Annotated in this window: 27 protein-coding genes; 7 read left to right on the top strand and 20 right to left on the bottom strand. The window is 45.7% G+C overall.

The genetic code is table 11. The features are described from left to right. The first annotated feature begins 25 nt into the window (after nucleotides 1-25). From HRM2_RS09110 to HRM2_RS09100, 3 genes are read left to right on the top strand one after another with little or no spacing between them, the layout of a single operon-like run. Nucleotides 26-1,330 (top strand): 3-deoxy-D-manno-octulosonic acid transferase, encoded by a 1,305-nt coding sequence (locus HRM2_RS09110; RefSeq protein WP_015903715.1) that lies wholly within the window; start codon nucleotides 26-28, stop codon nucleotides 1,328-1,330. Nucleotides 1,331-1,348: 18 nt separating this feature from the next. Then, nucleotides 1,349-2,083, top strand: coding sequence for a 3-deoxy-manno-octulosonate cytidylyltransferase (gene kdsB / locus HRM2_RS09105; protein ID WP_015903714.1), 735 nt, complete (start codon nucleotides 1,349-1,351; stop codon nucleotides 2,081-2,083). Then, nucleotides 2,080-2,766, top strand: a complete 687-nt coding sequence (locus HRM2_RS09100; protein ID WP_015903713.1) for a lipopolysaccharide kinase InaA family protein — start codon at nucleotides 2,080-2,082, stop codon at nucleotides 2,764-2,766. Before kdsB ends, HRM2_RS09100 begins: the two co-directional genes overlap by 4 nt. A gap of 496 nt (nucleotides 2,767-3,262) precedes the next feature. On the opposite strand, the gene HRM2_RS25115 is transcribed toward HRM2_RS09100, so the two are convergent. The 7 genes from HRM2_RS25115 to HRM2_RS09065 form a co-directional block, all read right to left on the bottom strand. Continuing rightward, nucleotides 3,263-4,030 (bottom strand): hypothetical protein, encoded by a 768-nt coding sequence (locus tag HRM2_RS25115; protein WP_015903712.1) that lies wholly within the window; start codon nucleotides 4,028-4,030, stop codon nucleotides 3,263-3,265. 187 nt (nucleotides 4,031-4,217) lie between these two features. Next, nucleotides 4,218-4,406, bottom strand: coding sequence for a hypothetical protein (locus HRM2_RS27015; RefSeq protein ID WP_041273170.1), 189 nt, complete (start codon nucleotides 4,404-4,406; stop codon nucleotides 4,218-4,220). Nucleotides 4,407-4,907: 501 nt separating this feature from the next. Beyond that, a complete protein-coding gene (locus HRM2_RS09085) occupies nucleotides 4,908-6,146 on the bottom strand; it encodes an O-antigen ligase family protein (RefSeq protein ID WP_015903710.1) in 1,239 nt (412 codons plus the stop codon). Nucleotides 6,147-6,647: 501 nt separating this feature from the next. Next, nucleotides 6,648-7,805, bottom strand: coding sequence for a putative tarF (CDP-glycerol glycerophosphotransferase family protein) (locus HRM2_RS09080; RefSeq protein WP_015903708.1), 1,158 nt, complete (start codon nucleotides 7,803-7,805; stop codon nucleotides 6,648-6,650). 166 nt (nucleotides 7,806-7,971) lie between these two features. Further along, the gene (locus HRM2_RS27610; protein WP_041273169.1) at nucleotides 7,972-8,154 is read right to left on the bottom strand and encodes a hypothetical protein; all 183 of its coding nucleotides are present in this window, start codon (nucleotides 8,152-8,154) and stop codon (nucleotides 7,972-7,974) included. After that, a complete protein-coding gene (locus HRM2_RS09070) occupies nucleotides 8,147-9,214 on the bottom strand; it encodes a CDP-glycerol glycerophosphotransferase family protein (RefSeq protein ID WP_015903706.1) in 1,068 nt (355 codons plus the stop codon). Before HRM2_RS09070 ends, HRM2_RS27610 begins: the two co-directional genes overlap by 8 nt. Then, nucleotides 9,211-9,660: an adenylyltransferase/cytidyltransferase family protein gene (locus HRM2_RS09065; protein WP_015903705.1), complete on the bottom strand. Its 450-nt coding sequence runs from the start codon at nucleotides 9,658-9,660 to the stop codon at nucleotides 9,211-9,213. The genes HRM2_RS09070 and HRM2_RS09065 overlap by 4 nt, the downstream gene beginning before the upstream one ends. A 377-nt stretch (nucleotides 9,661-10,037) precedes the next feature. Here HRM2_RS09065 and HRM2_RS09055 point away from each other — a divergent pair, with 377 nt between their 5' ends. Both HRM2_RS09055 and HRM2_RS09050 read left to right on the top strand, forming a co-directional pair. Next, nucleotides 10,038-11,177 (top strand): glycosyltransferase family 4 protein, encoded by a 1,140-nt coding sequence (locus tag HRM2_RS09055; RefSeq protein ID WP_015903704.1) that lies wholly within the window; start codon nucleotides 10,038-10,040, stop codon nucleotides 11,175-11,177. 1 nt (nucleotide 11,178) lies between these two features. Beyond that, on the top strand, nucleotides 11,179-12,126 hold the full coding sequence (locus HRM2_RS09050) for a radical SAM/SPASM domain-containing protein (protein ID WP_015903703.1): 948 nt from the start codon (nucleotides 11,179-11,181) through the stop codon (nucleotides 12,124-12,126). A 24-nt stretch (nucleotides 12,127-12,150) separates the two neighbouring features. Here HRM2_RS09050 and HRM2_RS09045 read toward each other — a convergent pair whose 3' ends face one another. The 7 genes from HRM2_RS09045 to HRM2_RS09015 all read right to left on the bottom strand — a co-directional run bounded on the left by HRM2_RS09045 (nucleotide 12,151) and on the right by HRM2_RS09015 (nucleotide 20,026). Continuing rightward, entirely contained in the window at nucleotides 12,151-13,200 is a 1,050-nt protein-coding gene (locus HRM2_RS09045) for a UDP-N-acetylglucosamine 2-epimerase (protein WP_041273166.1), read from the bottom strand. After that, the gene (locus tag HRM2_RS09040; RefSeq protein WP_015903701.1) at nucleotides 13,197-14,000 is read right to left on the bottom strand and encodes a glycosyltransferase family 2 protein; all 804 of its coding nucleotides are present in this window, start codon (nucleotides 13,998-14,000) and stop codon (nucleotides 13,197-13,199) included. Before HRM2_RS09040 ends, HRM2_RS09045 begins: the two co-directional genes overlap by 4 nt. Continuing rightward, nucleotides 13,997-15,091 carry a lysophospholipid acyltransferase family protein gene (locus HRM2_RS09035; protein WP_049770426.1) on the bottom strand — a complete coding sequence of 365 codons (1,095 nt, stop codon included), beginning with the start codon at nucleotides 15,089-15,091 and terminating at the stop codon, nucleotides 13,997-13,999. Before HRM2_RS09035 ends, HRM2_RS09040 begins: the two co-directional genes overlap by 4 nt. Nucleotides 15,092-15,460: 369 nt before the next feature. After that, nucleotides 15,461-16,648: a tetraacyldisaccharide 4'-kinase gene (gene lpxK, locus HRM2_RS09030; protein ID WP_015903699.1), complete on the bottom strand. Its 1,188-nt coding sequence runs from the start codon at nucleotides 16,646-16,648 to the stop codon at nucleotides 15,461-15,463. After that, nucleotides 16,641-17,720: an LPS export ABC transporter permease LptG gene (gene lptG, locus HRM2_RS09025; protein ID WP_015903698.1), complete on the bottom strand. Its 1,080-nt coding sequence runs from the start codon at nucleotides 17,718-17,720 to the stop codon at nucleotides 16,641-16,643. Before lptG ends, lpxK begins: the two co-directional genes overlap by 8 nt. A gap of 4 nt (nucleotides 17,721-17,724) precedes the next feature. After that, nucleotides 17,725-18,900, bottom strand: coding sequence for an LPS export ABC transporter permease LptF (lptF, locus tag HRM2_RS09020; RefSeq protein WP_015903697.1), 1,176 nt, complete (start codon nucleotides 18,898-18,900; stop codon nucleotides 17,725-17,727). 34 nt (nucleotides 18,901-18,934) lie between these two features. Beyond that, nucleotides 18,935-20,026 carry a hypothetical protein gene (locus tag HRM2_RS09015; RefSeq protein ID WP_232364236.1) on the bottom strand — a complete coding sequence of 364 codons (1,092 nt, stop codon included), beginning with the start codon at nucleotides 20,024-20,026 and terminating at the stop codon, nucleotides 18,935-18,937. Between the two features lie 213 nt (nucleotides 20,027-20,239). Between HRM2_RS09015 and HRM2_RS09005 the strand changes: the two genes are divergently transcribed. Beyond that, the gene (locus HRM2_RS09005; RefSeq protein ID WP_015903694.1) at nucleotides 20,240-20,875 is read left to right on the top strand and encodes a thiamine diphosphokinase; all 636 of its coding nucleotides are present in this window, start codon (nucleotides 20,240-20,242) and stop codon (nucleotides 20,873-20,875) included. On the opposite strand, the gene thyX is transcribed toward HRM2_RS09005, so the two are convergent. From thyX to HRM2_RS27605, 5 genes are all read right to left on the bottom strand, one after another. Next, nucleotides 20,856-21,521, bottom strand: coding sequence for an FAD-dependent thymidylate synthase (gene thyX, locus HRM2_RS09000; protein ID WP_015903693.1), 666 nt, complete (start codon nucleotides 21,519-21,521; stop codon nucleotides 20,856-20,858). The genes HRM2_RS09005 and thyX overlap by 20 nt on opposite strands. Nucleotides 21,522-21,533: 12 nt before the next feature. After that, a complete protein-coding gene (locus HRM2_RS08995; RefSeq protein WP_015903692.1) occupies nucleotides 21,534-22,058 on the bottom strand; it encodes a 3-isopropylmalate dehydratase small subunit in 525 nt (174 codons plus the stop codon). Further along, entirely contained in the window at nucleotides 22,055-23,368 is a 1,314-nt protein-coding gene (locus tag HRM2_RS08990) for a 3-isopropylmalate dehydratase large subunit (RefSeq protein WP_015903691.1), read from the bottom strand. Before HRM2_RS08990 ends, HRM2_RS08995 begins: the two co-directional genes overlap by 4 nt. After that, nucleotides 23,368-24,210, bottom strand: coding sequence for a flagellar basal body-associated FliL family protein (locus HRM2_RS08985; protein WP_015903690.1), 843 nt, complete (start codon nucleotides 24,208-24,210; stop codon nucleotides 23,368-23,370). The genes HRM2_RS08990 and HRM2_RS08985 overlap by 1 nt, the downstream gene beginning before the upstream one ends. Nucleotides 24,211-24,363: 153 nt before the next feature. Continuing rightward, complete coding sequence (locus tag HRM2_RS27605) at nucleotides 24,364-24,564, bottom strand: hypothetical protein (RefSeq protein WP_015903689.1); 201 nt, start codon at nucleotides 24,562-24,564, stop codon at nucleotides 24,364-24,366. A gap of 296 nt (nucleotides 24,565-24,860) precedes the next feature. Between HRM2_RS27605 and ndk the strand changes: the two genes are divergently transcribed. Next, nucleotides 24,861-25,277: a nucleoside-diphosphate kinase gene (gene ndk, locus HRM2_RS08975; protein ID WP_015903688.1), complete on the top strand. Its 417-nt coding sequence runs from the start codon at nucleotides 24,861-24,863 to the stop codon at nucleotides 25,275-25,277. 80 nt (nucleotides 25,278-25,357) lie between these two features. Here ndk and larE read toward each other — a convergent pair whose 3' ends face one another. Then, the gene (gene larE / locus HRM2_RS08970; protein WP_015903687.1) at nucleotides 25,358-26,188 is read right to left on the bottom strand and encodes an ATP-dependent sacrificial sulfur transferase LarE; all 831 of its coding nucleotides are present in this window, start codon (nucleotides 26,186-26,188) and stop codon (nucleotides 25,358-25,360) included. Nucleotides 26,189-26,335 lie beyond the last annotated feature (147 nt).

Raw genomic sequence — 26,335 nt, 5'->3', positions numbered from 1 at the left:
TAAAAGAATATGAGAAAAAGGAGGGATGAATAATCAGTGGGAATCAGATCAAAACAGATTAAATAGGATCCTTGGCCTTTATGGTTTTGCCTGGAGACTGGCACTGCCGTGGCTGAAAAAAACCCGGCGGCTCCGCAGGGGGTTTGACCAGCGCACCAATGTCCATCACCTGACTCGGTCAGACATCTGGATCCAGGCGGCATCGGCTGGTGAGGCTTATCTGGCAAGTGCCCTGATCCGTACCATGATGCCCGACCATGAACTGACCGTGCTCGTGACCACAACCACTCCCCAGGGCATGGACATCCTGAAAAAAACGCTCTCACCAATGGAGATCAGCCCCCATATTTCAGTGGTTTTTTCATTTTTTCCCTTTGATTCACCGGACTTGATGGATGCTGCGGTATCAAGAATTTGTCCCGGCGTCATGGTGCTCCTGGAAACTGAGTTGTGGCCGGGTCTTCTTGCTAGCCTGAACAAACGACAGATCCCCATTATCATGATCAATGCAAGGCTTTCTGAAAAAAGCCTGGCCCGGTATCAAAAAGCCCCCTGGTTGTGCCGGACCCTGGCACCCCACATCATTCTTGCCATCTCGCCTGAAGATGCCCGGCGGTTCAGAAAAATCTTTCCACAGACCACAATTGATACCATGCCAAACATTAAATTTGACACAGTGATGCCCCAGGAAATGGAAACCAACCCAGGGAACTGCCTCCTACCCCAAAACCCCTTTCCCAAGGGGACACCAGTGACCCTTCTGGCATCCATCCGCAGGGAAGAGGAGGAAGAAACAGCAGATATCCTTGGACAAATTCTTTTTCAGCACCCCAACCAGGTGGTGGCAATCTTTCCCAGACACATGCACCGCATTGATTTCTGGCAGAAGACCCTCACCGCCCTTGGACTGTCCTGGAAGCTTAGATCCGCCATAACCAAACCTGTATTGCCCGGCACAACAATCCTGTGGGACACCTTTGGAGAACTTAAGGCAGCCTGTTTCCATGCCACAGCAGCCTTTGTGGGAGGAAGCCTCAAACCCCTGGGCGGTCAAAATTTCCTGGAACCTGTCATCTGCGGTGCTGCTGCAGTTACCGGACCTTACCTTGACAATTTTAACTGGGTGGGACAGGAACTGTTCTCAACAGGGGTGGTGAACCGTGCCAGAAACAGCAGGGAGGTTGTCAGTCACCTCTGCCGTCACCTGAATACCCCTCCCCGGCGACAAAAGATAACAAGCAAAGGAATAAACTATATCCGCCGATACCAGGGCGGAACCCAAATGGCGGTGAACACCATTTTAAACACCCTTCAATCTGGAAAAAAATAAAGAATAAGGCAACCTTCCATGACGATTGCAATAATACCTTCACGATATGCCTCCAAACGATTTAATGGAAAACCACTGGCCCTGGTGGCTGGAAAGCCCATGATCCAGCGGGTATATGAACAGGCCATACAGGCCGGCTCCATTGACCGGGTAATGGTGGCAACCGACAACGAACAGATTTTTGACACGGTCACTGCCTTTGGTGGAGAGGCCATTATGACCCAGGGGGACCTCAGATCCGGCACGGACCGGGTGTGGAACGCCTGCAGGCAATTGCCCCTGGAACCCGACGAGGTGATCATCAACATCCAGGGAGACCAGCCCATTTTTTCACCTGAATGCCTGGACCAGCTGACTGCCCCTTTTGACACTGACAAAACCCTTGGCATGTCGACCCTGGCCATTGAAATAACCGATCCCCGGGACTTGACCGACCCATCTGCGGTAAAGGTCACCCTTAACCAGAAGGGCTTTGCCCTTTATTTTTCCCGATCCCAGATTCCCTTTCCAAGGGACGGCAAATCCCAGATACCCTTTTACCGTCACCTGGGTTTTTATGCCTATCGAAAATCGTTTCTTGAAATGTTCACCAAGCTTGGGAAAAGCCCCCTTGAAGAGACAGAAAAACTTGAACAGCTAAGGGTGCTGGAGTATGGATATGACATCAAAGTGGTTATCACCACCTATGATTCACCCAGCGTGGACACACCCGACGATATTGACCGTATTGAGGCAAAGTTTTTTACCCCATGAACCCAAGCCGTATTCTTACAGCCAATTACAATGGATTTTGCATTGGCGCCACGGTTGCCCTGGGAAAAACAAGCACGGATCTGCTGGTGAGCACCCTGGGCCTTGACCCCAAAAAACAGACCCGCAACCTGGAAGGGCGAACTTCAGTAAAAATAATCACCCTTGAAGAGACCGGTCCCATTGCAGTTAAGACCTATTGCCGGGGTGGCTTGATTTCCAGATTAAACCGAGGGCACTATGTGAAATGGGGTAAAACCAGACCCCAGAAGGAGATGGAATTTCTTATTTATGGGCAAAATGCCGGGGTAAAGACCCCCGACCCCCTGGCCTATATAACCCGGGGTGCCCTGTTCTACCGGGCATGGCTTGTCACCCGAGCCATACTGCCCCATAAGACCTTTGCAACCCTTTGCCTGTCCAGTCCCCAGCAAGCCGTGGCACTCATGCCAAAGATATCCCGGAACATATCAAAACTTGTGGATGCCGGGATCTTCCATGTGGATCTTCACCCGGGAAACATCCTGATTTCCCCTGAACAAGAAATCCATGTTGTCGATTTTGACAAGGCCGTTTTTTATACAGGCAACCGGAAAAAATTAATAGAAAAATATCAAAAAAGATGGTCCCGGGCGGCCATAAAGTATTGTTTTCCAAGTTCCATCTGCCCCCTTGGGCTTGAATGAAATCTAAAAGTTCCATTCTTTGTTTTGAGTTTTGAAATATACCTTATTATAATAAACCGTGACCATGTTTTCTAAGCGGCTCGATACTCACCAATATTACGGCAAATCAAAATTCAAAACAAGCGAACCCTCCGGGAACACCCTTTAGGTATAATGCTTTCCGACGTATGCATAGGTGACAGAAGTTCAATTATAGCCGAATGCTGCGCACTAAAAAAGCCTATCATCACTTTCAGGGTGCCCATGGCAAACGGACTGTTCTTGACTCAACAGTCTTAAGTTCTCGCAACGTAAATTTATCATATTTACGTACTTAAACTTTTTTCCCTTGGAACAGCAAAATTTCAGTTTGTTACAGAGTTAAATCAAAACAGGGGACAAAGTTTCGACAAGGACGCAGCCGTAATACGGACCCGTATGTTCGGTGGTGTGAAAGCCGGGGTAGGGAAATCTTCTCGGCTACTCAATTCAAATCATATAAGGTAATTTCGATGGCTTAAGCCGTCTCCGTTATCATGTGAGCCAGTTCTTGTAATTCATCATCGGCAAGTATGTTTTCCAGCAACTGCTGTTCAGACTTTTTCAGACAGGCTTGACGATTCAAGACATCCATCATTTTATTGTTACCGTTAAAACGTATTTTATCGAACGAGCTTCCCCCGCCTTTTTTTGAAACCATGGAAAAGCCTTTATCTATAAACTCCAAATTCAACTTTTGGCTAATTTGTTCCCGATAGTTCCGACTGGAAAACCAGGCATCAAAATAGATACATACTTTATTCTCTAACTGGTTCGTGAATCCTACAAATTCCCGTGCATGGCTTTTCCAGAGTTTCAAAACTCTATCTTTTTCTGAATCTGTATTCATTGCATATGCCGGGTGTTTGATCAAAGATGCCTTCCGAATCCGACTTGAAAACAGATTGATAGGATCACGTATGATCAAAATGTTGGTAATATCACAGGGCACATTGGAAAAAGGTTTAATCTGCAAATCATGGTCTTCAAGACTGGCAATCAGGGAATATTTCCGAAGAATGAATTTTTTGAGAAAAAAAGCAAACCGTATACGCCTTGGAAGCCGCTTTTTTTTAAACCATGATGTAAAGTCTCTTGGTGGAGGGGTCTCTTTTTTGCCGGTCAGTATGGGCGCAATTTGGATTATATCATTATAAAAAATGAAATGGTCATGAACTTTCAGCCAATTAATTATTGCATGATTACCACTTCTCTTCATCCCATGGACAACGATTACTCTTTTCATCGATTCTTTCCCAACAAATAGTACCCTAAAGCCTAATTTACACTTTGGGCAGAAAGCTTTTAGTGTCGACTTTTTACATTAAAGTGGACCCCATGTCAAGACCGTCTCGGCCAAGGGGATTGGTAACCTAATTATCAAATTTTGGAACTGATACCGATTCGCAAGGATTAAGCCCCGGATATAGCTTTTACTGAATAGACCAGTTAAAAAGCCGCTTGATTAAGACAAGAATCTGTTTAATAGTAGCTGGCGCATAGTGACCGCCCTTGGGAGTCTGCTTGGTTGCCATATCGTTCAAGACTTCCTGAACATCAGAAGGGGTGATCTTATCCATGACCTTTTGTTCAGCTTTGCCCACTTTATGTACTTTTCCCATACTGCATTAATGACCGGGGCTCTATGGATAGTAAACACAGTTTCTTCAATGGATTGGGTCTTGAGCTCAGCCTCAACTCAAAGGAGTTGACCTGATTAGATTTCCATTTGCCATCAGGGAGTTTGATCCTGACTTTGAATAGTTGATCCCGCTTTAGATTGTTTCCACACTTGCATTTTAATGTATTGAATTTATACGCCTTATAACACTACAGCGACACTTTCGAAATCGCCTATGAATGGAGCATGTTATAGCTCTAACTCAGCTAAAATGAGATGCCTCCCCCCTTTTTGGTGTGAAAAGAGATAAGTGTCGCTGTAGCAATAACATACCGAACAGCACAGATTGATTGCCATAACCTCGTCCTTATAGCTTTCCAGCGTCTATCAAACAGTCAACTCACAGTCAACTATCATGATAAAAAACCGGGTTAAACATAAGGTAACCGGACATCATTAAGAATTAAATTTAATAAAAGTCACTTTTTTTATCGTGAAACATTTATGTATCTTTACATTCGGTATTTCTAATAAAAGAAAGAGCTAATCCAATGTACATCATGGAAACCCAAGCCACTTCCCTCCGAAAGGGTGAATAAAAAAGCCCAGCTATGGCTGGAATAATAATAGCACCAAGACATGACACAATAGACCAGTGATAATTTTTTTCATATTTCCTGTATTTTAACAGAATCCATAACACAGAAACCCAGAAACCCAATATGAAAAAAAGACCAAAGATTCCCTCTTCGATTAATTTAGTCAATAGCCAGTTGTGGGAATGATTCGGGCTTTGAAGTTTTGCTATATTTTTTAAAGGAGGATCAAATTTTAGATTATTTACATCAATAGATCCATAATTCCTTGGTCCTATTCCAAACATTTTTTTATTTTTTTGTATAAACTGAGCATATGATACTCTCCAGTAATCAAAGCGAAATTGATCGTTGGGAGTCATGCTTTCATAATTAAAGACATTTAACCTTATTTCCAAAAGATGTGTAATTCTATTTGAGTATGATTTCAAATCCCAGAGAATCACTGAAGAAATGCAGACAATTACAATAGCAAAAGCAATTGCTTTTTTGTTAATGCTTCGAAAGAAAGGCAGAGTAACAAGGAATGCACAAAACCCAATTATTCCAGATCTGTTTCCACCCATGAAGAGACAAAACAATAAAAATATTAAAGCTAAAGATGATATGATCTTGTCTTTGTTTAAAAAGCCGTCTTTTTCTTGTATGATTTTTCCGATTAATGAACTTGAAATAATACCAATGATGATTGATGTATTAGCAAGACTCATGTTTTTTAGGATAAAATAGGCTTTGTCACCTGATTGCCATCTAATGTAACCCACGGTTAGACCAATTATAGAACCAATTACAATCGCCCAGAATAAAAGTTCTAATTGTTTTAAAGTAAAGGTCTTTCGATAAATCACCCAAAAGATGAGAACAAACTGAAACGTATCCTTAAAACCATTAAATCCTTTGTGGAAAGGCCAGTTTAACACGGTACTAATAAAACCTGTAATCAGGAGACCTAATAAAAAAAACTCAAGCAGGTTCGGCTTACTAAATGTATTTTTTCTCTGAATTAATATGTGTCCAAAAGCTCCGAATATTAGCATGAAGACACCTACAGTTTTTCCAACCTTAAAAAAAGGGATACAGAAGAATAAAACAAAGAGACCTAAGAATTCCAGGGTTTTTAAGTTTTGATATTTTTTATCTTTCATTGGTTGTAAGTTAATTCTTTCTTATTTTTAATTATGATATGGGGCTATATAGTGGTCCCCAATATCAAGATAATTTTTTGATAGAGTTAAGCGTTAAATTCGGATGATTTTCTCGAAAAAATCTAATCCAGATCTTAGGGACTCAGAAACAAATAATTCCTCAATCTTGCTTGTCTTTCAGCTCGTCTTCTGCGTTGCATCAAAGGGCACATATTTCAATATGCTCCCTCTGATACGCCTTGAATACGAGCTGAAATCCTACACCATATTTGTGGAATTATTTACATCTGAGCCCCTTACAACAGTTTTTGATTTACCACACACGCCAGGGGAGGTAGAAGTCAGGTCCGAGAATGGGCCACCAATTAGCCACGTCGGAGGAGTTAACTTTTGCCGGAGCAGGTTTAAAATTATTTTTATCATCCCACCAACCTCAACTGATTTTCACCATATTTCTGCCCAGTGAATTTGGTAATAAACAACCGGACACGTTAATTGTCGTCACCGGGCAAGGGAATTATCGCACAATGCAGAGCGACAATCAGTTCTGTTCTTTTCAAAAAAAGCAACAATTGCATCTGCCCCTCTTTTCCCAGCGGATTGTTCCGTGGTTGAAAATGTATTTTCAATCAGTTCTTTTTGAATATGATAAAATAATGGATGTGTTGTTTCGGATTTTAGTAAAGCTTGTTCGAAATTATCCATAGTATCAATCACATCACCCATTTTCCACATTCTGAAGGAACTGTTGTCCTGCCACTCAGCATGATGTGGATTCAAGAAAATACATGGCCTTTTTTTATAACCAACAAACTCATAAACCTGGCTGCTTACATCACCAAGATAGATATCCGCAGCTATCGTATAGGTCATATCTACTAATGCGTGACTGTTTATATCGATGTGAATATTTTTAGAATGATAATATTTAGTATCAATAGGCTCTGTTTCTTTACTGAACAAAATTAAATGTGGAGCAAATATAAGATTGTAATTTTTATTGTTTAGAAAAAAATTTAATATTTGCTCACCCCAAAGATACCATGATGTTTCATTTTTGTTAAAGTGAGGATTATATAACACAATAGGATTGTTATTCTTGAATAGTGTGCCGTTTTTTTTTTTTAATGATACAATCTCAAACTTTGGATATCCAATGATGCATCCTCTTTCTTCTGAGATATAGTTAAGTTTAGCCATTCGTTGCCATTTTTCCTTTCCAGATACAAAAATAAAATCAAATTTTTTCATGGTATCTGTAAACCCTCTGGCTCTATCACCTGCACCATGGCCGGTTAGAAAGTAAAAGGGTTTTTTCCTGCCACCATTAATAAAATGACGATCCGTTAAAACCAAAGCATCAAAATTAATCAGCTTGTTTTTGTTATTTTGAAGGACATTTCGAACCCGTGGATGCGCTCTTTTTTTAAATAACCTTAGAGCCTTATGAAGTATAGATGGGTAAAGATATTCGATTTCACATTGATGGTATTTGTATGATTTTGAAATAGTGTTGACAAGCTTCAGGTTTAGTTCAGACGAAACAAAAAGAGTTACGTCAAAGTCTGGGTAGTTGGAAAGATGAAACGCAATGGATATTGAATGATAAATATGTGAGATAGGCCCCAGAAATAAAAATCCCACGCTTTTTTTCTTCATGGTCGTAACTCCTGTGGGGGTACCATAAACGAAACTCCAATTCCCATGAGCAAGAACGTCAGCCCAGCGATGCATGCAAAAAAAACGGCTGCAAAGGATTCAAAATTAGGAAGGAAGAAGGCAAAGAGCAGTCTTCCATATTTGTATAGTCTGTGCATTTACGGCTTTAATTCTTTTGGTTCATCTGTTTGATAAAATTTAATTTAAGCTTGAGAACGGCCATATTAAGACCGCAGATAAAATGAAGGGCCATAGAAACAATAAAATCCACCATACAATTAGTCTTTTTACTTGAAAGAACAGCAAGACAAATCCGCATGGTAAAATCCCTTCCCAACAAATCAACCATGGGCCAGAAGATACGCAACCACCCTAACGGCCGACCCTCCGTCCGAAGGTCCCACAAACAACTCGCTGTATTTCCGACGTTTTTCTCCAAACATGCCGGGGTGATTCAGTTGATCAGCCACCACTGTTTTTAACTGGCTATAATTTGCGGCATGGGCACCGATATCGGAAAATTTAAGGATATCCTGGTCCATGCGGCGGGTAAAACGAAATCTTAACGGCCCTCGATAGGACCATCTGAGGTTAAGAAAATCACACCACACAATGGGCTTATCCAGGGCTGCAAATTCAAAAATAGATGAAGACGCCTCACTGATGAGCAGATCACTTGACACCATGAACGGTAAAAGGGAATGCTCATCAATACCGGCAAGATAAACATTTTTGAAACCGGCCCATTGTTCAAATTTCCTGCGCTGGGACCGGTATTTATCCTTTGTCATGGAAAAATAGTGGGGTTTGACAATCAGGTTGTAGCCGCCAAACTCCCGGGGCCAGGCGTCAGGAAAAGAGTCAATAGAACTTGGATAAAATGTGGGGGCATAAAGAATGGTTTTCCGGGTCGGGTCAAGCCCCATGGACAAAAGATCCAAGGGCGGAATGGTCCGGTTGTAGAGGGGGTCAAGTTTGGCAAACCCGGTGAGAACGAAATTACCCCGGGGATACATTTTACGTATAATATCAAGTCGCCTTGGACCTTCCATGAATCTTACTGTCATCTGGGTTTTGGATTTGGTGTAATAACTGCTTTTTATGCCGATGGCGTGTCCCATCTGGGCACTCTTTGAAACCGTGTGCAGGGTATCAACATCAAAAAAACTATTCCCAAAAACCACCCAGTCTGCCTTCTGGGTCAGATAATATGCCAGCGCATCATGCCTGTCACTGACCCATCGCACAGGAAGGTCATCGTCCTTGACGGCCTTTTCCAAAAGATGGTCAAATTTGGGATTTTTATAAATAACAAATTCACAGCAGATCTTGTGCCGCTCAAGCTCTTTGAAAACTGGGAGATACTGTGCCAGATAGTAAAGCTCCTGAACATCGAATAGAAGTTTCATGCCCTGCCTGATTCCATCCGTATCTGCTCCTCATAGTACCGCTTGAGGGTCTTTCTCAGGGTGCTGGAACTCCTGCCCTCGGTGTAGGGAAGGTAAACCACCCGTCGATTGTTTCGAATCATGTAATCATGGCCCAGGATTTTCTTATCATTACCGTGGACCAGGATATCGGCATCAATCTCTTCAAGAAGTTTATCCTTTTCAAGGGAAACGGCGGGAATCACCATATCCACAAACCGACAGGCCTCCACCACTGCCGCCCTGTCCTCCCAGCACAAAAGGGGATAGTGTCCCTTGTACTCCTTGACAAGCGCGTCGGTGTTGACACCGACAATGAGGAGATCACCCAAGGCCTTGGCCGCCTTTAAGAGTTTAAGATGACCAATATGAAACATATCCCAGACACCTACGGTATAGACAATAATTTTTTTTCTCTGCTCAATCATTTATATTTCCCAATACCCCCATGGCCGGAGTAAGGTCTTTGCCCGTGGCCACAAGAAAATCTAAATCGCCACCTAGGGGGTACCCCTGGTAGACGTTTAATATAACTGGCACGGCTGGGAAATGGCATCTGCCCCCGTAACCGAACCTAAAATAGAACCTGATCTGTATACCATACCCCCTGCATGCCAGGCAAACAAATTAAAGCCAGAGATTGGAGAACCTGTCCTCTCCACCGTTTCGAACCCAGATAAGAGAATTCACATGGGGTGACCCTGATTTTTTGATCCATATGGGTTGATAATATCTGACCGCTCTGTTATAGCCTCCCTTGATGAATGAACAATTGAGAACAAAGATTTTGTTCCCGGGAGAAAAAATGAAGATACTACACTTGGCTTCCCACTGGGGTTTAATCCGGGGAGGGGCAGTCCAATTGTCCCGCATGGCCAGGGAACAACACCTCCGGGGCAATGAGGTCTGCGTGGTCTTTCCCGACCGGTTGCTGAAAAATCCATGGCTCAGAAAAAGGGATATCGACTCCTGGATTCCACTTGCAAAAAGCGGTGTCAGGGTAAAGCGGCTCAGATATAGATCCTTTAACGGGGTGCAACGACTGGGCCTGTTCCTGGAACAGGAAAAGTTTGATCTAATCCATGTCCACCGTAACGAGGCCATGATTGCAGCTACAAAAGCCCTTGAATTTAAAGATCTTTCCACTCCGGTGGTTGTTCAACGGGGTACCATAAGCATCCCGGGAAAACCCCATTTATTGAAAGCCTTGACCGCTCCCAACGTCAAAGCCCATGTGGTAGTTGCCGAGGCAGTAAAAAAGATCCTGATCACCACCCTGGGCCATGCAAAAGAGCCCATAATTCACACGGTTTACGGCAGCGTGGAGGTGGACCGTTTCACACATCGTCCACCGGACACGAACATTCTCTTGCGCATGGGTATTCCCCCTGGGGCAAGGATCATCGGCAGTCTCTCTTCTTTTCGAAAGGCCAAGCGGCTGGATCTGATCATCCATGCGCTGGCCAAGATCATGGAACAGGACAAACGGCTGTTCGGACTCTTTCTTGGGGATAACCTGCACCGTGAAATAATTCCCCTGGCCAAGTCAAAGGGAATATATGAGAAATGTTTCTTTGCAGGATTTCAACAGGACATCCGGCCTTGGCTCTCAGTAATGGATGTAACAGTCATGGCGGCCAACGCCCAGGAAGGGTTGTCCGGCGTGCTCAGGGAATCCTTGGCCATGGAAATCCCTGCCATTTCCACCCGATGTGCCGGAAACGAAGAGATCATTAAACATGGAGAAACAGGTTTGCTCATTCCCGTGGATGATCAATCGGCCCTGATAAACGCCATGCTCTGGGCCCTGGACAATCCCGAAAAGATGAGAACAATGGCCCAAAAAGGCCGTCAATGGGTGGTTGACCACTGCTCGGCAAAGGCCCAGGCAGATCAGCTCACCAGAATATATGCAAGCATCCAGACAAATATACAGGAACGATAAAATGCCAAGACAATACTTTATTCCAGAACACACGCCCAACCCTTTGACCCGGTTAAAATACCTGGTGGTGGATAAAAAACGCCCCCAACCCAAGGCCCCCCGGGCAATTCAGATTCAAACCATATCGGGATGCAACGGGAACTGCATTTTCTGTCCCAACAAAAAAACAAAATTAGAGATCCCCTATGGCAAAAAAATGGATGTAGACCTTTTCAAGGGGATCATCGACCAGTGTGTCACCATGAATGTGCGAAGGATCTCTCCCTATCTGATGAATGAGCCCCTGATGGATGAGGATCTGCCCCAACGTGTTCACTACATCTCAAAAAAGAAAAAACGCAGGCAATACACCAAAATAAACAGTAACGGTGCCCTGCTGACCCAGGCCATGGCAGAGGGATTAATGGATGCAGGCCTTAACAGACTCCACATTTCAGTCCAGGGAATTGATCCTGCAAATTACGCCCATCTCATGAAACTCAACTTTGATCAGGTCATTAAAAATGTGGAAGCCGCTGTCAAAATAAAAGAAAAGGGCAATTACGCAACCCAGATCAGGGTAGTCATGCTTGACACGAACGAAATCCACCCCCGGCTGGATGAAATAAGGGCCTTCTGGAAGGAACGGGGCCTTCAGATCAATGTCAACCAGATGGAAAACAGGGGCACCCATAAACAAATCCAGACCGGAAAAATATCAGCAAATAAGCTCAATGCCTTTCGTTGGTGTGACAGATTATTCCGACAGGCTTATGTGCTCTACGACGGCCGCATGGTCCAATGCTGTTCAGACTGGGAGCAGACAAAGATACTGGGGGATTTATCCAAGGATTCCCTGCAAACAGTCTGGAACGGGCCCGATTACATGGATTACCGGCAAAAGTTTATTGATGGAGACCTCAAGGGTTCCATTTGCAACGGGTGCATGAAAGATCCAAAAAAGAAATAGATTAAGCCAGCCTGGGTTCCATGACTAATAACGGTAATACCGATATTTTAATCTCATTTTAATGCGGCGGACCAGATTAAGGGGTTTACGCCGCAGTTTCCCCTTCTCATTTTTCAAAAAATCATCCACAGCCGCAAGCACCCTGGCGCTGGAACGACCATCATCATAGGGATGAAGGTCGGCAATGTAGCGATCAATTGCGGACATCAGGGAGGCTGGCCGGGTCAGGGCATGTTCGATGGCCTGCTCAATATCCTCGTCAAAGGTGACATTGATAAGATGATCCCCGGGCATACGATTGCAAAAAGTCACCACCGGTTTCTTCTGGAGGATAAATTCAGAAATAATTGAAGAGGTATCTGACAGCATGACATCCGCCTGCTTGAGCAGAGGAATAACATTGTCTCCCCCATAAAATTGGGACTGACAGGCGTGACAGAGCTGTTTGAATTTCAAGGTCACGGCCCTGTCCATCTTGGGATGCAAGGTGATGATCCATCGCCATTTTTTTTGATGCATCATTGCGGCTATTGTATCATAAACCCTGTGGGCCGCACTCAGGGCCGGAGTAAATGTGGAGGTAAACAGCACCACCGGTCGAGGGTCCGGCGCCAGGCGCGAAGATAAATATTCATCCCCTTCGTCAAACAAGGGATCCACCTTGGTCCAGCCGGTCTCAACAACCTTAAAATGGCCATATTTTTTTTCCAAGGCCTTAAACGGCACTGTGGTCGAAGGCCCCTGGGTGCAATAGAGGTCAAAAAAGCCTCTGATATTAAAATGGCCCTGGGATGCATCCCGTTTCTGGGCGTTAAATCCATGGAAAAGCTGCACCTTGATGCCGGGAAAAAAGTCAGGAACCACATTGCTTGCCACAAAGACCACATCAGGCTCAAATGCCATGACCGCGGCGACTGTTTCCAGCAGCTGTTCTTCTTTTTTAAGCCAGGAACCAAATTTCTTATCTGCCAGAAACCATGCAACAATCCCCTTTTGTTTAAGGATTTCTGCCTGCAAAGGCCGGACAATGGCAAAGGCGTATAGATTGGAAACATAAAGAAGATACTTTTTCACTTGGAATTGATCCGTTCCATGCGCTGCAAGGTCCACAAGCCTGCATATTTATTAAATGCCCCCTGGCTGTACATGGCCGCCACCAGAAAGCCCACCTGACCGTCCAGAAAACCCCTGCGGATTACGTAACAACGAAAAAAGACCCAAAAAGCCCGGAATACGGCCCCAGGCAACCCCCCACCCTTTTTCCCGGCTGTGAAACGCTTTTGAGCCCCCAGCCATGAATAGGTCCGGTTCTTCATCAGATAATGCTCAAAATCCCGAATGGAATAGTGTATAAGCCGGCCCTTGAGTTTCCCCACACGACTCCCCGGTGGAAGGACCACTGCCTCGTGGACAATGGCCTCGGTAAAGCTGGCACCCTTACGTCGAAACAGGCGTTTTACACTCCGGGCACTGTTGCCATAATCCAGCCGTTTCCCAAAATTAATCACAGCCCAGGGAATTCTAAAGGCTGCTTCTTCAGGATCTTGATTGAGCACCCCGACAATCTCCCGTGCAAGTTCGTCTGAGACCACCTCATCGGCATCAATGGACAACACCCAGTCACCTTTGGCACTGGAAAGAGCCCTCTGTTTCTGGGGTCCATACCCCGGCCAATCCGTCTCAAAAATTTTATCGGTATATTGAGCGGCAATTTCCAGGGTGCTGTCCTGGCTGCCGCTGTCATAAATAATAATCTCATCGGCAAGGGCCTGTATGGATCTGAGGCATTGATCCAGGCGATCTTCTTCATTTTTAGTGATGACAATGACGGAAAGGGTCTTTTTTTTCACGTCCGTTCTGCTATCTATCATCATGCTTTATTCACCGGCTTGGTTCGCCAACGGTTATGAATCCAGAACCACTGCTCAGGATATTTTTTAACATAGGTTTCAATGATGGCATTGTAAATCCGGGTGTTTTCCTTGAGGTCCGTGGGATAATCCCCAGTTCGAACCGTCGGAACGTGAGGTAAAATTTCAATGATGAATTTTCCATTTTCCCGGAAGGTGAAAATAGGTAAAACAGAGGCATCTGTTGACAGGGCAAGCATTGCAGGACCTGTATTTGCGCATGCTTTTCGGCCAAAAAAGTTCACAAAAGCACCGTGGCTTCTGTTGCTTGTGTTCTGGTCAATGATCATGCCTGCAACCTCCCCCCGGGTAAGGCTTGCCATAACCTCATCAAGGGCCCGGTGCATGGTGAGCATCCGACATCCCGTGGCACTTCTCCGTTCCTTGACATATCTGTCAAGGGGTGGAAATTTAAGTTTTCGATACACAATGGAAATGGGAATATCTACAAGATGGCCTATCGTGGGAACCAGTTCCCAGTTACCCAGGTGGGCTGAAAAACACAACACGCCCTTTCCCCTGGCACGGGCAATGGTCAGGTTTACAAGTCCCCTTATTGACAGAAATTTCGAATAGTTCCAGGGATGAATCCGGCGGAATCTGGCATGCTCAAAAAACATACCCACCGTATTTTTAAAAACGGCCCGGGCAAGGTCACGATGCTGTTGATCACTCAACTGATTGCCATAGGCCTGCCTGATATTATCCAACGTTATTTGCCTGTGCTTTTTATCAATGGCAAACCATAGGGAAGCCAGGGAATTGCCTGCCCATTCCGTCACAGAAAAGGGCAATACCCCAATGCATAAAATAAAAAAAGAGATGCCATGGTACGTTGCTGCATTTAAAAGATTCACACCCTCACCATTTTTTTTTATAAGAAACTCGCTTCGACCGGCCGGCGGAAACGGGTGTTGCCCTTCACTCATTCTCGCAGGCCGTCCATGGCCTGCTCCGAGGGAAATGGCAACTCCTTGGACCTCGTGTCCACCGTTGCCATTTAATCCGTTCAGTGCAACACCCGTTCCCACCGGCCTAATACTGTCGAGTTTCATGCTTCGTTGTGTCCGCCAGGACATGTGGGTTATATGAAACACTCACCAAAAAATTGCAAACAGAGGCGTTTCATCATTCGTTGAGGCCGGAGCCATACCTCGCTCCGGCCGTGCCGGTTTTATATGAAACTCTTCTCGGGCCGGCAGACGGAAACGGGTAGTACCCTCCACTCATTCTCACAGCCCGTCCTGGGCTGCTCCGAGGGAAACGGCAGCTCCTTCAGCGTCCATGCTGACCGCTGCCGTTTAATCCGCTGCGGGCAATACCCGTTCCCGCCCGCCTATGCTGTCGAGTTTCTATCTTCGTTGTGTCCGCAGGACATGTGGGTTATACGAAAAACCCACTGGGACATCACCAGTGGAGAAACTTCAAATTTCCTTCTGGTCAGAGCCGATACCCTGCCCCGGCCGTTTATTTATGTCGAAAGCCTTGGAACCAACGGAACGAATGCTTGTCTTGATAAAAGACTCAAACGGAGCAAGGGAGGCCTCATCAAAAACGATCTTCACCCCCACAACCACTATGGGAAACAAAGAAAACCTGGATCGGATCTTCACATAATCTTTTTCCGTGGTAACGATGAAATCGGCCTGAACATCCATGAACCGCTTAAAAATCCTGTCTATATCAGTCTTTGAATACCAAAAATGATCGGAAAAATCAATGTATCCTGCAATCTTCATTCCCCTGTCCCGGCAGGTGTTCTGAAAAGCCTGGTTGTTTGCAAGTCCTGAAAATAAAAAACAGGATTTGCCCTTGACCTGGCCCCAGTCTGTGATCGGCATTTCATTCAATGCTGCGTTATCCTGCACAATTCGACGAATAAACGGAATATGAAAAGTTTTAAACATGGGAATCTTTTTACCAATCATCTCCAGGGTCGAAGATTCCGCAGAATCAGAAACCTGGTCTGAACGTGTCAGGACCAGGGCATCACTGCGCCGGATCGAAGAAATTGGTTCCCTTAGCCGCCCCCGGGGAAGAAGCTTACCATTGCCAAAGGGTTTTCCGGCATCAACAAGAACAAGATCCAGATCACGTTCCAGCTTCCTGTGCTGAAATGCATCATCAAGGACAATAACCTGGGGGTTGAATTTTTTGACAGCCATCATACCGACGGCATACCTGTCTTTTCCAACAACCACGGGGATGCCAAGGGTCTGGGCAATCATATAGGCCTCATCTCCTGATTCTTCCGGAGTGCAGCACATGCGTTGTCCATCACAGACAACCCCCGAGGAGTGCTCATATTTCCCCCTGTATCCCCGGGTAACAACGGCCACACGGTAGCCCATTTGCCTGACCAGATCAGCAAGATAAATTGTCATGGGGGTTTTGCCTGTACCACCAACTATTATATTGCCAACGGAAATAACAAAGCAGGGAAGCTTTCGTGACTTGAGAATTCCGGCACGATAAAGGGCCTGCCTTGTTTGTACAACAGAACCATAAATATTTGAAATGAAAAGTAGAAAATTTTCCATGGACAAGAAACGGCCCTTTTCAACAGGCCTGGACATAATCGTTTCAATCCGGGCGATCAGTGTCCTAGACATTAACCGTCACCAGAAAAATAGTCGTTAGACAGATAAAAATCAGATCAGCAGTCCAGGCACTCAAAAAAGGAGGAATCATTCCCCCGTACCCCAGGGAGGTGCAAAAACCATGAACAACCCAGTAACAAAAGGCCACCCCTATTCCAAGGGCAATTCCCAGGGGCATATTCTCCTTTGCCGCCGACAGCATACCCGCTCCGGCCCCCACCAAAGCCATGACAAGACAAATGATCGGAAAGGCGATCTTTGCCCAGAAATCGACGATATAGTGTGTGGCATCATATCCCTCGTTTTCTATTTTATGAATATAGGCTTTGAGCTCCTGGATGCTCATCTGATCCGTTTTTTTTGCCACGGTTTTAAGGTCAGCCGGCTCAACATCCAGGGCAAATGCTTTATGGTCATAGAATTGAATGTCAGCGTTGTGTTCATCCCCTGGATTATTTTGTTCCAGAACATTGGAAAGTTGCCATTGGCCACTGTCAAACCGTCCATTTTCGGCATCAACCCGGGTCGCTATCTTAAAATCAGCCCCAAAGGAGGTGATGGTTATTCCAGAGATGCTGTTATCTGCGGGATTAAAATAGTTGATGTGGATAATTTTATTACCATCACGAATCCAGATATTCTCCCAGGTTGCATAAATTTTTTTATTCTTCTTAAGGGTTGAAGATCGAATATGATTTGCCTTTGCCATGGTGTAGGGAACAATGGTTTCACCCAAAAAAATCATGGTCATTGCAAGGATGACGCCCACAAGAACAACGGGTTTCAACAAATGGTAAACACTGACACCACTCCCTTTCAAAGCCAGAAGTTCATTGTTCCTGTTCATAAGGCTGAACACCACAATGGTTGCAAGCACAACCCCCGCTGGGGTAAATTGCACAAACATAAATGGAATTTTCAACAATATATAGCCCAATCCCTGGATCAGGGAAAAATTAGATCTCAGGAATTTTTCCATGTTGGAGAGATAATCAACCGCAAGAAAGATACAAAGTAAAAGCATCTGCACAATAGCAAAAAACCGTGTGAACTCTTTTAACCAGTACCTGTGAAGAATAGACATGGGGTTACCTGTTTTTCCGGGAAAAGAATCGCCCTGCAGCGCCACTTATGGTATGAAAAATTTGCGGCAACCCCAAGGGCCGTTCTTCAGCAATTCGATACAAAAGAAAAGAGCCGATGCCGCCCATGACAATATCAGGCATCCACATGCCAATCAGGGGAGGATACAGGCCGTTTTCCCCGGCAGACCAGCCTGCGGCAAGCAACAGATAGTAAAGAAGGAAAAAAAACATCCCCAACCCAAATCCCGCCGTTTTCCTTGAGGAAGCCGCTTGAAGTCCAAGGGCCATGGCCAGAATCCCCATGGCAATACAGGCAATGGGGATTGAAAATTTTTCATGGAACTCCATTAAAGCAGCATTCAGTTCGGGTTTTTCCGAAGTTTTTTTCAAAAAAGCCCTTAATTCATTCAGGGTCATCTCATCAAAATCCTTATTTCCCACCTTGGACGATTTTTGAACCTGGGCAAAATCAAGGTTGATATCATAGGTGTCAAAACCCACGTTGTTAATGGATCGGGATTTAAGATCCACCTGATTAACACTCCCTCCATAGAGACGAAGGGCATATGAACCAGTAACGGCATCCTTTACAAGAACGCCTTCAGGGGCAACAGAGATCGTCACGCGGTCTTTGGTCCTCCTGTCTTCAATAAAGAGGTCCCTGAGCTTTTTGGTTTTCACATCCATGGAACTTATATAGATCATGACATCCTTAAAGCTTGAGTTGAATGTCCCATCGGAAAGGGCAACGTTTAAATTCGACCGGGCCATGGCAATTCCAAGGGTCTTAAATGACATGTTTCCCAGGGGAACACCAATGATGGTAATCCACAGGGTTACAGCGGTTCCCAGAAGACAGAAGATAAGAACCGGGGGCAGGAGGCGATAAATGGTTATCCCTCCCCCCTTCAGGGCAATAATTTCGTTGTCTCCAGACATTCGCATGAAGGTCAGCAGCACTGATATCATCACGGACATGGGAATGGTAAATTCCATAAATCGTGGAAGGGTACAGGCGATCAGCAGGAGGACGGAAAAAATCCCTGTGTTGTAGTTCACAACCATATTGGTGATTTCGGGAATTCTCGTCATAATGAAGATGGACGTGAGAAAAACGGCACTGATGGCAAAGGGCGGGATCAGTTCCCTGAAAATATATCGGTTTATCGTTGTCATCATAAGAGATGAAAAATATAGGGAATGGATAAAAGAGTCAAACTTTTTCTGTGCCCTCCCCCTTTTTTAAACTAAATTTCGCAAGTTTCCCCATATCAACGGCCCCCAGGGAAAGGGTCAACCCCTCCCTTCTTTTGCCGGCAAGCCTGAACCAATTTTTCACCTCTGCCTTGAGTTGTTCTTCACCAACTCCCATTTTCCCATTGGCTCCGGCCAGGTTATGGTCCATCTTTCCAGAATTTATAAAAGTCCAAACATTGTTCTTCTTTGAAACAATACCGGTGTGCCCCCTGGTTCTCGTGGAAAAACTAAGGATCTGCCCATCCCTTAGAAAAGGAGCCATTTCAGCCATGGCCTTGTCTGCCTCAACATCGGCATTGTCAATCTTAAAAACCTTCCTTTTGTAGGGATTGCTCCCGGTGGCTTCAAGGATTCCTTCGCCATTAAGGTAGTGGTTGTAGGAGAAACCTTTATTGACGGCCTTTTCCATGAGGTGTTTTCCCAGCCCCCCTTTTCCCTGGTATTGAATGCCCATGGTCTTGAGGCCTCCCACGACAAGTTCATAACAGTCCATTTTGGAATAGGCCGTTCCAATATACTTTCTTGCGGCGTTGGATAATGTTGCCGCAGCCTCGTTAACAGACTCTGAAGTAAGAGGCAACGTTTTATCTTCCATTCTGGTATCGGGACGCTTCTCATTTCCCGTGGACACGACATTTTCTTCCTCGCCTTTATCACCCCAGGAGAGCTCTGATGTTTCAGGGTTAAGGAAAATTTCAGTTTCAGGAGCGATGGACGTAAAGGCTTTATCCCCATTGACCTGTTTTGCCAGGATGTTCCAGCACGCCTCCTTATGGTCGGTCTTATAGATAAGTTCGGAAACCGTTGGCACATTTTGGGTTACCTTTCCAAGCCGGATAAGACCTGACTTTGAATCAGGCCCGTTGGAATTTTCCGAAGAACTTTGGGAGGATAGCTCTTGGGCCAAAAGTGTTTTAAACGTCATACCATTGGAACGATCTCCAGGTGACGTTTCCCCTGGGTTTGGAATACTTTGGCTTTTTTTTTGCTGACCGGGATGTATCTGCATTTCACACTCCTGCTCCCTGTCCATGATTTTTTCCGGCATGGCTTTTTAATTGATTTCTCATTATGCCATAACAACAAAGCAATTTTAATGCCAAGCCACATCAAGCTATTCCCCCGGGCAAAGCAAAAGAAAAAGCGCCAAAACCCTGACACCGGAAAACTCAAATTCATGACGGCCTGTCAGGCTTGAACCCAGCATAACAGGGGCATTTTTGATAGACTATACCTTTAATATGGACTATATTACCAATCCATGAACTACATTGTCATAGCCAGCGGGACATTAAAAAGACGGGAATATTTTGCCGGCATCATACGCCTTGCCGACAAGATTGTTGCAGCCGATGGCGGGGCAAGGCATCTGAGAGAAATGAACATCATTCCAGACCTTGTCATCGGGGATCTTGACTCAATGGATAAAGAGACCCTCGTGTTTCTTGAAAAACACAATGTCACCCTGATCCGGCATCCCGTTGACAAGGATGCAACAGACACTGAGCTTGCCGTTCAATGGGCCATGGAAAACAACGCCACGTCCATTACGCTTTTAGGGGTAACCGGCACAAGGATTGACCATACCCTGGCAAACATATTTTTCCTTGAAAAGATCACCAGGGCCGGTGTTTTGTGCAAAATCATTGATGATAACAACGAGATCCATCTTCTGGTGGACAAAATCGAGCTCAAAGGTGAGCCAGGAGATTTTTTATCCATCATCCCCATTACCCAAACAGCAGGGGGAATAACCATTACAGGGGTTGATTTCCCCCTTGACAATGCCGGGATACCCATGGGGTCTTCCCTTGGAATCAGCAACCGTTTTTCCGGAACAACGGCCCGAATCTCCATCAAAAGCGGAATGGCCGTCGTTACAAAGTCAAAGGACTAAACTGGACAATATCTGCCTTGTGGGTCTCATAAAGGGCATCAAACAATACCGGCACCCGGCGATGAAATTCAGATAGAATGGGAAGCATACTCTGGCGCATCTGGGGATGGGAGGCCTTTCCACACCGGAGTTTAAAGATGTGCCGCCATTCCCTCATGTTGGCCGTCACCACAATATCGGTTTTGAGGCTGTTGGGCAGAACACTCCTTGCCTCCTGGGCCTTGGCGCCGCCGTCAAGAAGGTTAAGATAAACCCGTTCACAAGCCTCCATGGCCTGTTTCCACTCCTGAAACGGTGCTGACCCCTCTTCCCAGAAAAACGGTCGTATCACAGTGATCTCATTACCAAACTTTGCCTTTGAGTAGTTGGCATACCGAGTACTCTCCTGACTGAACGAACAGAGTCTGTGACGGACAATTTCATGGGTGACACCCCGGTCACAAATGAGCCTTACCGTGGCGGAAACATGCTCGATAACACTCTCATGGCCTGTTTTCAGAATCCGTGTCAGAAAAGGGGCCGCTGTATCGGCTGCAATTTTATCCTCCGATTTGTAACAGGTTCGGGCCGCAAGCTCAAGAAGCCGGAGAATCTCATCTCCATCGGCCATGTGGAGTATTTCAAAAGATGGCTCAATAATCTTCATCGTCCATTCTCCTTAGTAGTTGCTGTCTGCATAATTGACCCACCCCCCTGCCCTGACCAGGGCAAGATCAAACTCACTCACCTTAAAAGGAATTTTTTCTGAATGGAGGTTGTTGTCAATGGTAAAGTGCATGGCTTCAAGGTCCGTGGTAATGGTGGCTTCTGTTCCCTTGTATTGCTCAAACAGATGGTCAATGGTTTCAGGATCAAGGGTCAGGGCTATCATGCCGCAGTTGAACATATTCTGCCTGAAAATCCTTGCAAATCCTGTTGCAACGACCATGTTGATATCGTTCATCTCAAACACCCAGGGCGCATGCTCCCTTGAAGAACCGCAGCCGAAATTGTTCCGGGTCACCACAACGGCCCGGTCCGTACAATCGGTTGTCGGATCGAACCCATCAAGTTTAAGATCTTCAAGGATAAAGGGTTTCAGGGCACCTTTGGTGCTTTCCGTTAGATACTTAGCCGGAATAATTTCATCGGTATTAATGTCGTCCCTGTCCAGAAAAAGGACCCTGCCACTAAAGTTTTTCATCCCTTTATCCCCCTGTCACACGATTTTTCACAAAAGATTTCAGAGTTAGCTATCTTGCCTGCAATGGCCGATGCAGCAGCCGTGGCAGGACTCATCAGGTGAACCATCCCCCCCTTGCCCATTCGTCCGTTGAAATTACGATTGGTGGTGGAGGCGCAGGCTTCACCCGGGGCAAGGATACCGTTGCTCATCCCAAGGCAGGCCCCGCAGGTGGGGTTGGTCACACAGAACCCCGCATCCATGAAGGTCTTGATGAGTCCTTCTTCAAGGGCCATGGAGAAGATTTCAGGGGTAGCAGGCGAGACAATGGCCCGGACATCCGGACTGATGGTTTTACCCTTGAGAATCTGGGCTGCGATCCTCAGATCTTCGATCCTGCCGTTGGTGCACGAACCGATGTAGACCTGGTCAATGGGAGTTCCCGCCATCTCGGCAACCGAACGGACCTGGTCGGGTTTAAAACCAAAGGTAACCTGGGGAGAAAGGGTTGTGACGTCGATTTTAAGGGTATCGGCATAGACGGCATCGGCGTCCGGGGCAAAGGCCATAAAAGCCTCGAATGCAGCATCCTTTGAGGAATAATCATCCTTGATGAACCGCCAGAGATAATCCACCGTAACCCTGTCCGGGGGGCAGATTCCGCTTGTGGCACCGGCTTCCACAGCCATGTTGCACAGGGTCATACGTTCTTCCATGGTCATATGGTCCACAACAGGACCTGAAAACTCCATAACCCGGTCGGTTGCCCCATTAACCCCGATGGTCTTAATGATCGACAGGATAACATCCTTGGCATACACCCCGGCCCCAAGGGTGCCTGAAATCTCCACCTTCATGGAAAAGGGTTTCTTAAAGGCGCACACTCCTTTTAATATCCCCACCTCCAGGTCTGTGGTGCCCACTCCGGCTGCAAAGGCGCCAAAGGCCCCATGGGTGCAGGTATGGGAATCGCCCATGATAATGGTGTACCCGGGGCGGACAAAGCCTTTTTCAGGAAAAATGGCATGGCATACCCCGTTTCTGCCAATATCAAAAAAGTCCTTGATTTCATGGCGCTTGGCCCAGTCCCTTAACGTCTTTCCCTGCAAGGCTGTCTTGGAATCCTTGGCAGGTGTCACATGGTCAATGACGGCCTTGATTTTTGACCGGTCAAACACCCGATCTTTGCCCCTTGCCACAAGATCGTTGATGGCAATGGGGGTGGTGATTTCGTGACAGAACACGGCATCAAGATTGATCACCACAATATCTCCACCGGGTTTGTCTACCGTGTGGGCGTCAAAAATTTTTTCAGCAATGGTTTTTCCCATTATTTATCTCCTTTTTCGTTCTCCTGGTCCGGCAAGACGTCGGGTTCGGGTTGTGGTGCATGTTCGATCAAAAACTCCTGGACTTTATCCTTGCTGGAGGAGATCACCACATGGTTGATTTTTATGTTGTCCAGCTGATTGTCAAGGTAAGGGTTGAGCATTACCTCAAGGTTTTTCATCACCTGCTTGACCCCGTCCAGGGTTTTGACGTCCTTATAGATGAGGGAACTTAAAAACAGGATCATAGCCTCTCTGGCCCGGGGGTGGAGAACTGGAACAGGCACGTCGGGAAGTGCCGACTTCAAATTCAACTCAAGATTAAGACACAGAAACCTGTCCTTATCATGGGATCTGATCTTGTTGAGGTTTACCACCAACGGGGCCATTTTAATCATCCGCTGCAGGTCTTCCTGCTCCTGCCCCTTTGGCGTACTCTTTGCCCGCTTCCAGATCTGGACACTCCCGTCATCGTATTGAAGATGCATCACATCTTTGTTCAACTCAAGGATATCACACACTACTGTACTCTTTTTTCCCCAAAGCGCTTCAATATCGGATGCATCAACGGTTATGACAAGCTGTTTATCCACCAGCTGCCAGGAACCCGAAGCGGCACCTTTTCTTTCAATTATCTTGGATGTCGCTCCCTCCACCCTCACGTCGGCATTCCACCCCCCCTGGGCCTTGACCATTAAAATAAGGTGGGATTTGTTTCTGTATTGACTCCAGGTACCGAGCAGGAGTTCATTCATATCGGGCTTTTTCTCTTTTGCACACCCTGCAACAATGCAAAGCAGCAAGGGAATGGATAAAACACCCAACAGCAGAAACATTTTTTTCATGGGGAACTCCGGAATGGTAAGGTTGAATGGCAAACTATTTAATTTGTGACGCTACCATGAAGGGCCTTCCTTGGTCAAGAAAAGAGGAGGGAGAAACAAAAAGTGCTCCACTGGGGAGCACTTTCTATGGATCTTAGCTATCAGGCATAAAAATCAGGAACAGCAGGAGCCTTTTGTACCGCAGCTTCCGCAGGCAGAATCACCCATGTCAAGCTTTGAATCAAGGCTGAAGCCCATGCCCGTGAAATCAATTTTAATGAGTTTTGCCTGTGCCATAAATTCCTTGTCTACAACAAACTTAAACCCTTTAACATCATAGCTGTTGTCGTTTTCTTTAGGCTCATCCAGAGCCATGGCTAGTGAAGGACCACCTCAGCCACCGGAGTTCAGGAATATCCTTATGGGAGTAGGTTTTTTTCCGTTAAAATATTCTTGAACCTGCGTTTTTGCAGCATCTGTCATCTCAATCATTGTTAAACTCTCCTTGTTCGATTATTAAAGACCCAGTTGATTGCTGGTTTAAACATTTTAATCACATACCCATGGGTTGTCAAGAACCAGGAGTTGACTTGTCGTCTATCTTTGTGATAATTTACCTGTTCCATTGAGCAGGAAAACCACGAAAAAACCCAAGAGAAAAGGATAAAAACATGGAAAGAACTTTATCAATCATCAAGCCCGACGGTGTGAAAAAAAATCTAATTGGAGAAGTTGTCAAACGATTCCAGGACCAGGGAATTCATATTGCAGCTCTGAAAATGATGCAGTTAACCCAAAAGCAGGCACAGGGGTTTTATGCGGTTCATCGGGAACGACCCTTTTTCAACAGCCTGACCGAGTTCATGACATCGGGCCCCATTGTTGTCATGGTACTTGAGGGTGACGATGTCATCGCCAAAAACCGAAAGCTCATGGGCGCCACCAACTTCAAAGAGGCTGAAGAGGGAACCATTCGAAGGGACTTTGCAACGGATATTGAAAAAAATGTTGTCCATGGTTCCGATGCCCCTGAGACAGCAGCTTTTGAAATTGGCTATTTTTTCAACGACATGGAAATTGTCGGATAGACTTTTTTGGCGGGGTATCCGACAATACGACTAGAGATATCCCGCACTCCATCTCCCCCCCAAAAAAGCCCACCAGCTCTTCACTTTAGAAAAGAATCGCCCAGGGAACGGTTCATGCTGCCCATGACATACCCTTCAAGATCCAGGCAGATATATTTAAAACCAATTTTTTTAAACGATTCAACCACTGTTTGCCGCAATTTTTCTTCTGAAATCTTATTCATTTCCAGGCCCTGGCCCACCGCCTGGGATTTAAGTTCGATCCTTGCAACCGCCCCATGGAAGCGAACCCGTGCACCGCTGAATCCAAGGGCACCCAGAACACGTTCACCGTTTTCCACCATTTCAAGCTTTTCAAGGGTTATCGTGTCCCCATAGGGAATGCGGGTGGCAAGGCAGGACTGGGCGTCCATATTCCAGGTCTTAAGCCCGGCTCGCCTGGATAAATCACGAATTTCGTTCTTAGTCAGCCCAGCGTCCAAGAGGGGAGCAATCACGCCCATTTCCCGGGCAGCTCTAAGCCCTGGCCGGTAATCGGCCAAATCATCAACATTAGCACCATGAACAATCGTCTTCAGACCCAGCTCGTCAGCCCGGTCCGTTAACAGGGAAAAAATCATTTTTTTGCAGAAATAACACCGCTCACTTGTATTCTTAACAATCCTTGAATTTCCCAGCACATCTGCCTGAACAACAACATGCCGGATACCAATCGCTTCAGCCATACAAACGGCATTGTAAGCCTCCTGCCCGGATTGGAACGCAGACTTGACCGTAATTGCCACGGAAGACCCACAGGTGTCTTTTGCCACAGCCGCCAGAAAAGCGCTGTCAACACCTCCGGAAAAAGCAATGGCAATTTTCCCATACGCCTTGAGACTGTGAACAAGATTTTTCAGCTTATCAGACATCCGACCCTCAAAAAAAAGAAAAAAAAGACTCTCGCCTCAACCACCAACAAAGTATTTACAAAATACGTTGAATTATATATGTGTTGGGTTATTTTTTCAATTGTATTAGGTGTCGGTCCGAACAAAAAAATTCTTAATCAACTTCAG

The organism is Desulforapulum autotrophicum HRM2 (genome assembly GCF_000020365.1).
Classification (GTDB): Bacteria; Desulfobacterota; Desulfobacteria; order Desulfobacterales; family Desulfobacteraceae; genus Desulforapulum; species Desulforapulum autotrophicum.
This window is presented reverse-complemented; position numbering and strand designations above follow the sequence as displayed.

What these genes read in the sequence shown, in the direction of transcription:
- HRM2_RS09110 (WP_015903715.1), top strand. Translation starts at nt 26, where the DNA reads ATGAATAATCAGTGGGAATCAGATCAAAACAGATTAAATAGGATCCTT.
- kdsB (WP_015903714.1), top strand. Translation starts at nt 1,349, where the DNA reads ATGACGATTGCAATAATACCTTCACGATATGCCTCCAAACGATTTAAT.
- HRM2_RS09100 (WP_015903713.1), top strand. Translation starts at nt 2,080, where the DNA reads ATGAACCCAAGCCGTATTCTTACAGCCAATTACAATGGATTTTGCATT.
- HRM2_RS25115 (WP_015903712.1), bottom strand. Translation starts at nt 4,030, where the DNA reads ATGAAAAGAGTAATCGTTGTCCATGGGATGAAGAGAAGTGGTAATCAT.
- HRM2_RS27015 (WP_041273170.1), bottom strand. Translation starts at nt 4,406, where the DNA reads ATGGGAAAAGTACATAAAGTGGGCAAAGCTGAACAAAAGGTCATGGAT.
- HRM2_RS09085 (WP_015903710.1), bottom strand. Translation starts at nt 6,146, where the DNA reads ATGAAAGATAAAAAATATCAAAACTTAAAAACCCTGGAATTCTTAGGT.
- HRM2_RS09080 (WP_015903708.1), bottom strand. Translation starts at nt 7,805, where the DNA reads ATGAAGAAAAAAAGCGTGGGATTTTTATTTCTGGGGCCTATCTCACAT.
- HRM2_RS27610 (WP_041273169.1), bottom strand. Translation starts at nt 8,154, where the DNA reads ATGGTTGATTTGTTGGGAAGGGATTTTACCATGCGGATTTGTCTTGCT.
- HRM2_RS09070 (WP_015903706.1), bottom strand. Translation starts at nt 9,214, where the DNA reads ATGAAACTTCTATTCGATGTTCAGGAGCTTTACTATCTGGCACAGTAT.
- HRM2_RS09065 (WP_015903705.1), bottom strand. Translation starts at nt 9,660, where the DNA reads ATGATTGAGCAGAGAAAAAAAATTATTGTCTATACCGTAGGTGTCTGG.
- HRM2_RS09055 (WP_015903704.1), top strand. Translation starts at nt 10,038, where the DNA reads ATGAAGATACTACACTTGGCTTCCCACTGGGGTTTAATCCGGGGAGGG.
- HRM2_RS09050 (WP_015903703.1), top strand. Translation starts at nt 11,179, where the DNA reads ATGCCAAGACAATACTTTATTCCAGAACACACGCCCAACCCTTTGACC.
- HRM2_RS09040 (WP_015903701.1), bottom strand. Translation starts at nt 14,000, where the DNA reads ATGATGATAGATAGCAGAACGGACGTGAAAAAAAAGACCCTTTCCGTC.
- HRM2_RS09035 (WP_049770426.1), bottom strand. Translation starts at nt 15,091, where the DNA reads ATGAAACTCGACAGTATTAGGCCGGTGGGAACGGGTGTTGCACTGAAC.
- lpxK (WP_015903699.1), bottom strand. Translation starts at nt 16,648, where the DNA reads ATGTCTAGGACACTGATCGCCCGGATTGAAACGATTATGTCCAGGCCT.
- lptG (WP_015903698.1), bottom strand. Translation starts at nt 17,720, where the DNA reads ATGTCTATTCTTCACAGGTACTGGTTAAAAGAGTTCACACGGTTTTTT.
- lptF (WP_015903697.1), bottom strand. Translation starts at nt 18,900, where the DNA reads ATGATGACAACGATAAACCGATATATTTTCAGGGAACTGATCCCGCCC.
- HRM2_RS09015 (WP_232364236.1), bottom strand. Translation starts at nt 20,026, where the DNA reads ATGCCGGAAAAAATCATGGACAGGGAGCAGGAGTGTGAAATGCAGATA.
- HRM2_RS09005 (WP_015903694.1), top strand. Translation starts at nt 20,240, where the DNA reads ATGAACTACATTGTCATAGCCAGCGGGACATTAAAAAGACGGGAATAT.
- thyX (WP_015903693.1), bottom strand. Translation starts at nt 21,521, where the DNA reads ATGAAGATTATTGAGCCATCTTTTGAAATACTCCACATGGCCGATGGA.
- HRM2_RS08995 (WP_015903692.1), bottom strand. Translation starts at nt 22,058, where the DNA reads ATGAAAAACTTTAGTGGCAGGGTCCTTTTTCTGGACAGGGACGACATT.
- HRM2_RS08990 (WP_015903691.1), bottom strand. Translation starts at nt 23,368, where the DNA reads ATGGGAAAAACCATTGCTGAAAAAATTTTTGACGCCCACACGGTAGAC.
- HRM2_RS08985 (WP_015903690.1), bottom strand. Translation starts at nt 24,210, where the DNA reads ATGAAAAAAATGTTTCTGCTGTTGGGTGTTTTATCCATTCCCTTGCTG.
- HRM2_RS27605 (WP_015903689.1), bottom strand. Translation starts at nt 24,564, where the DNA reads ATGGCTCTGGATGAGCCTAAAGAAAACGACAACAGCTATGATGTTAAA.
- ndk (WP_015903688.1), top strand. Translation starts at nt 24,861, where the DNA reads ATGGAAAGAACTTTATCAATCATCAAGCCCGACGGTGTGAAAAAAAAT.
- larE (WP_015903687.1), bottom strand. Translation starts at nt 26,188, where the DNA reads ATGTCTGATAAGCTGAAAAATCTTGTTCACAGTCTCAAGGCGTATGGG.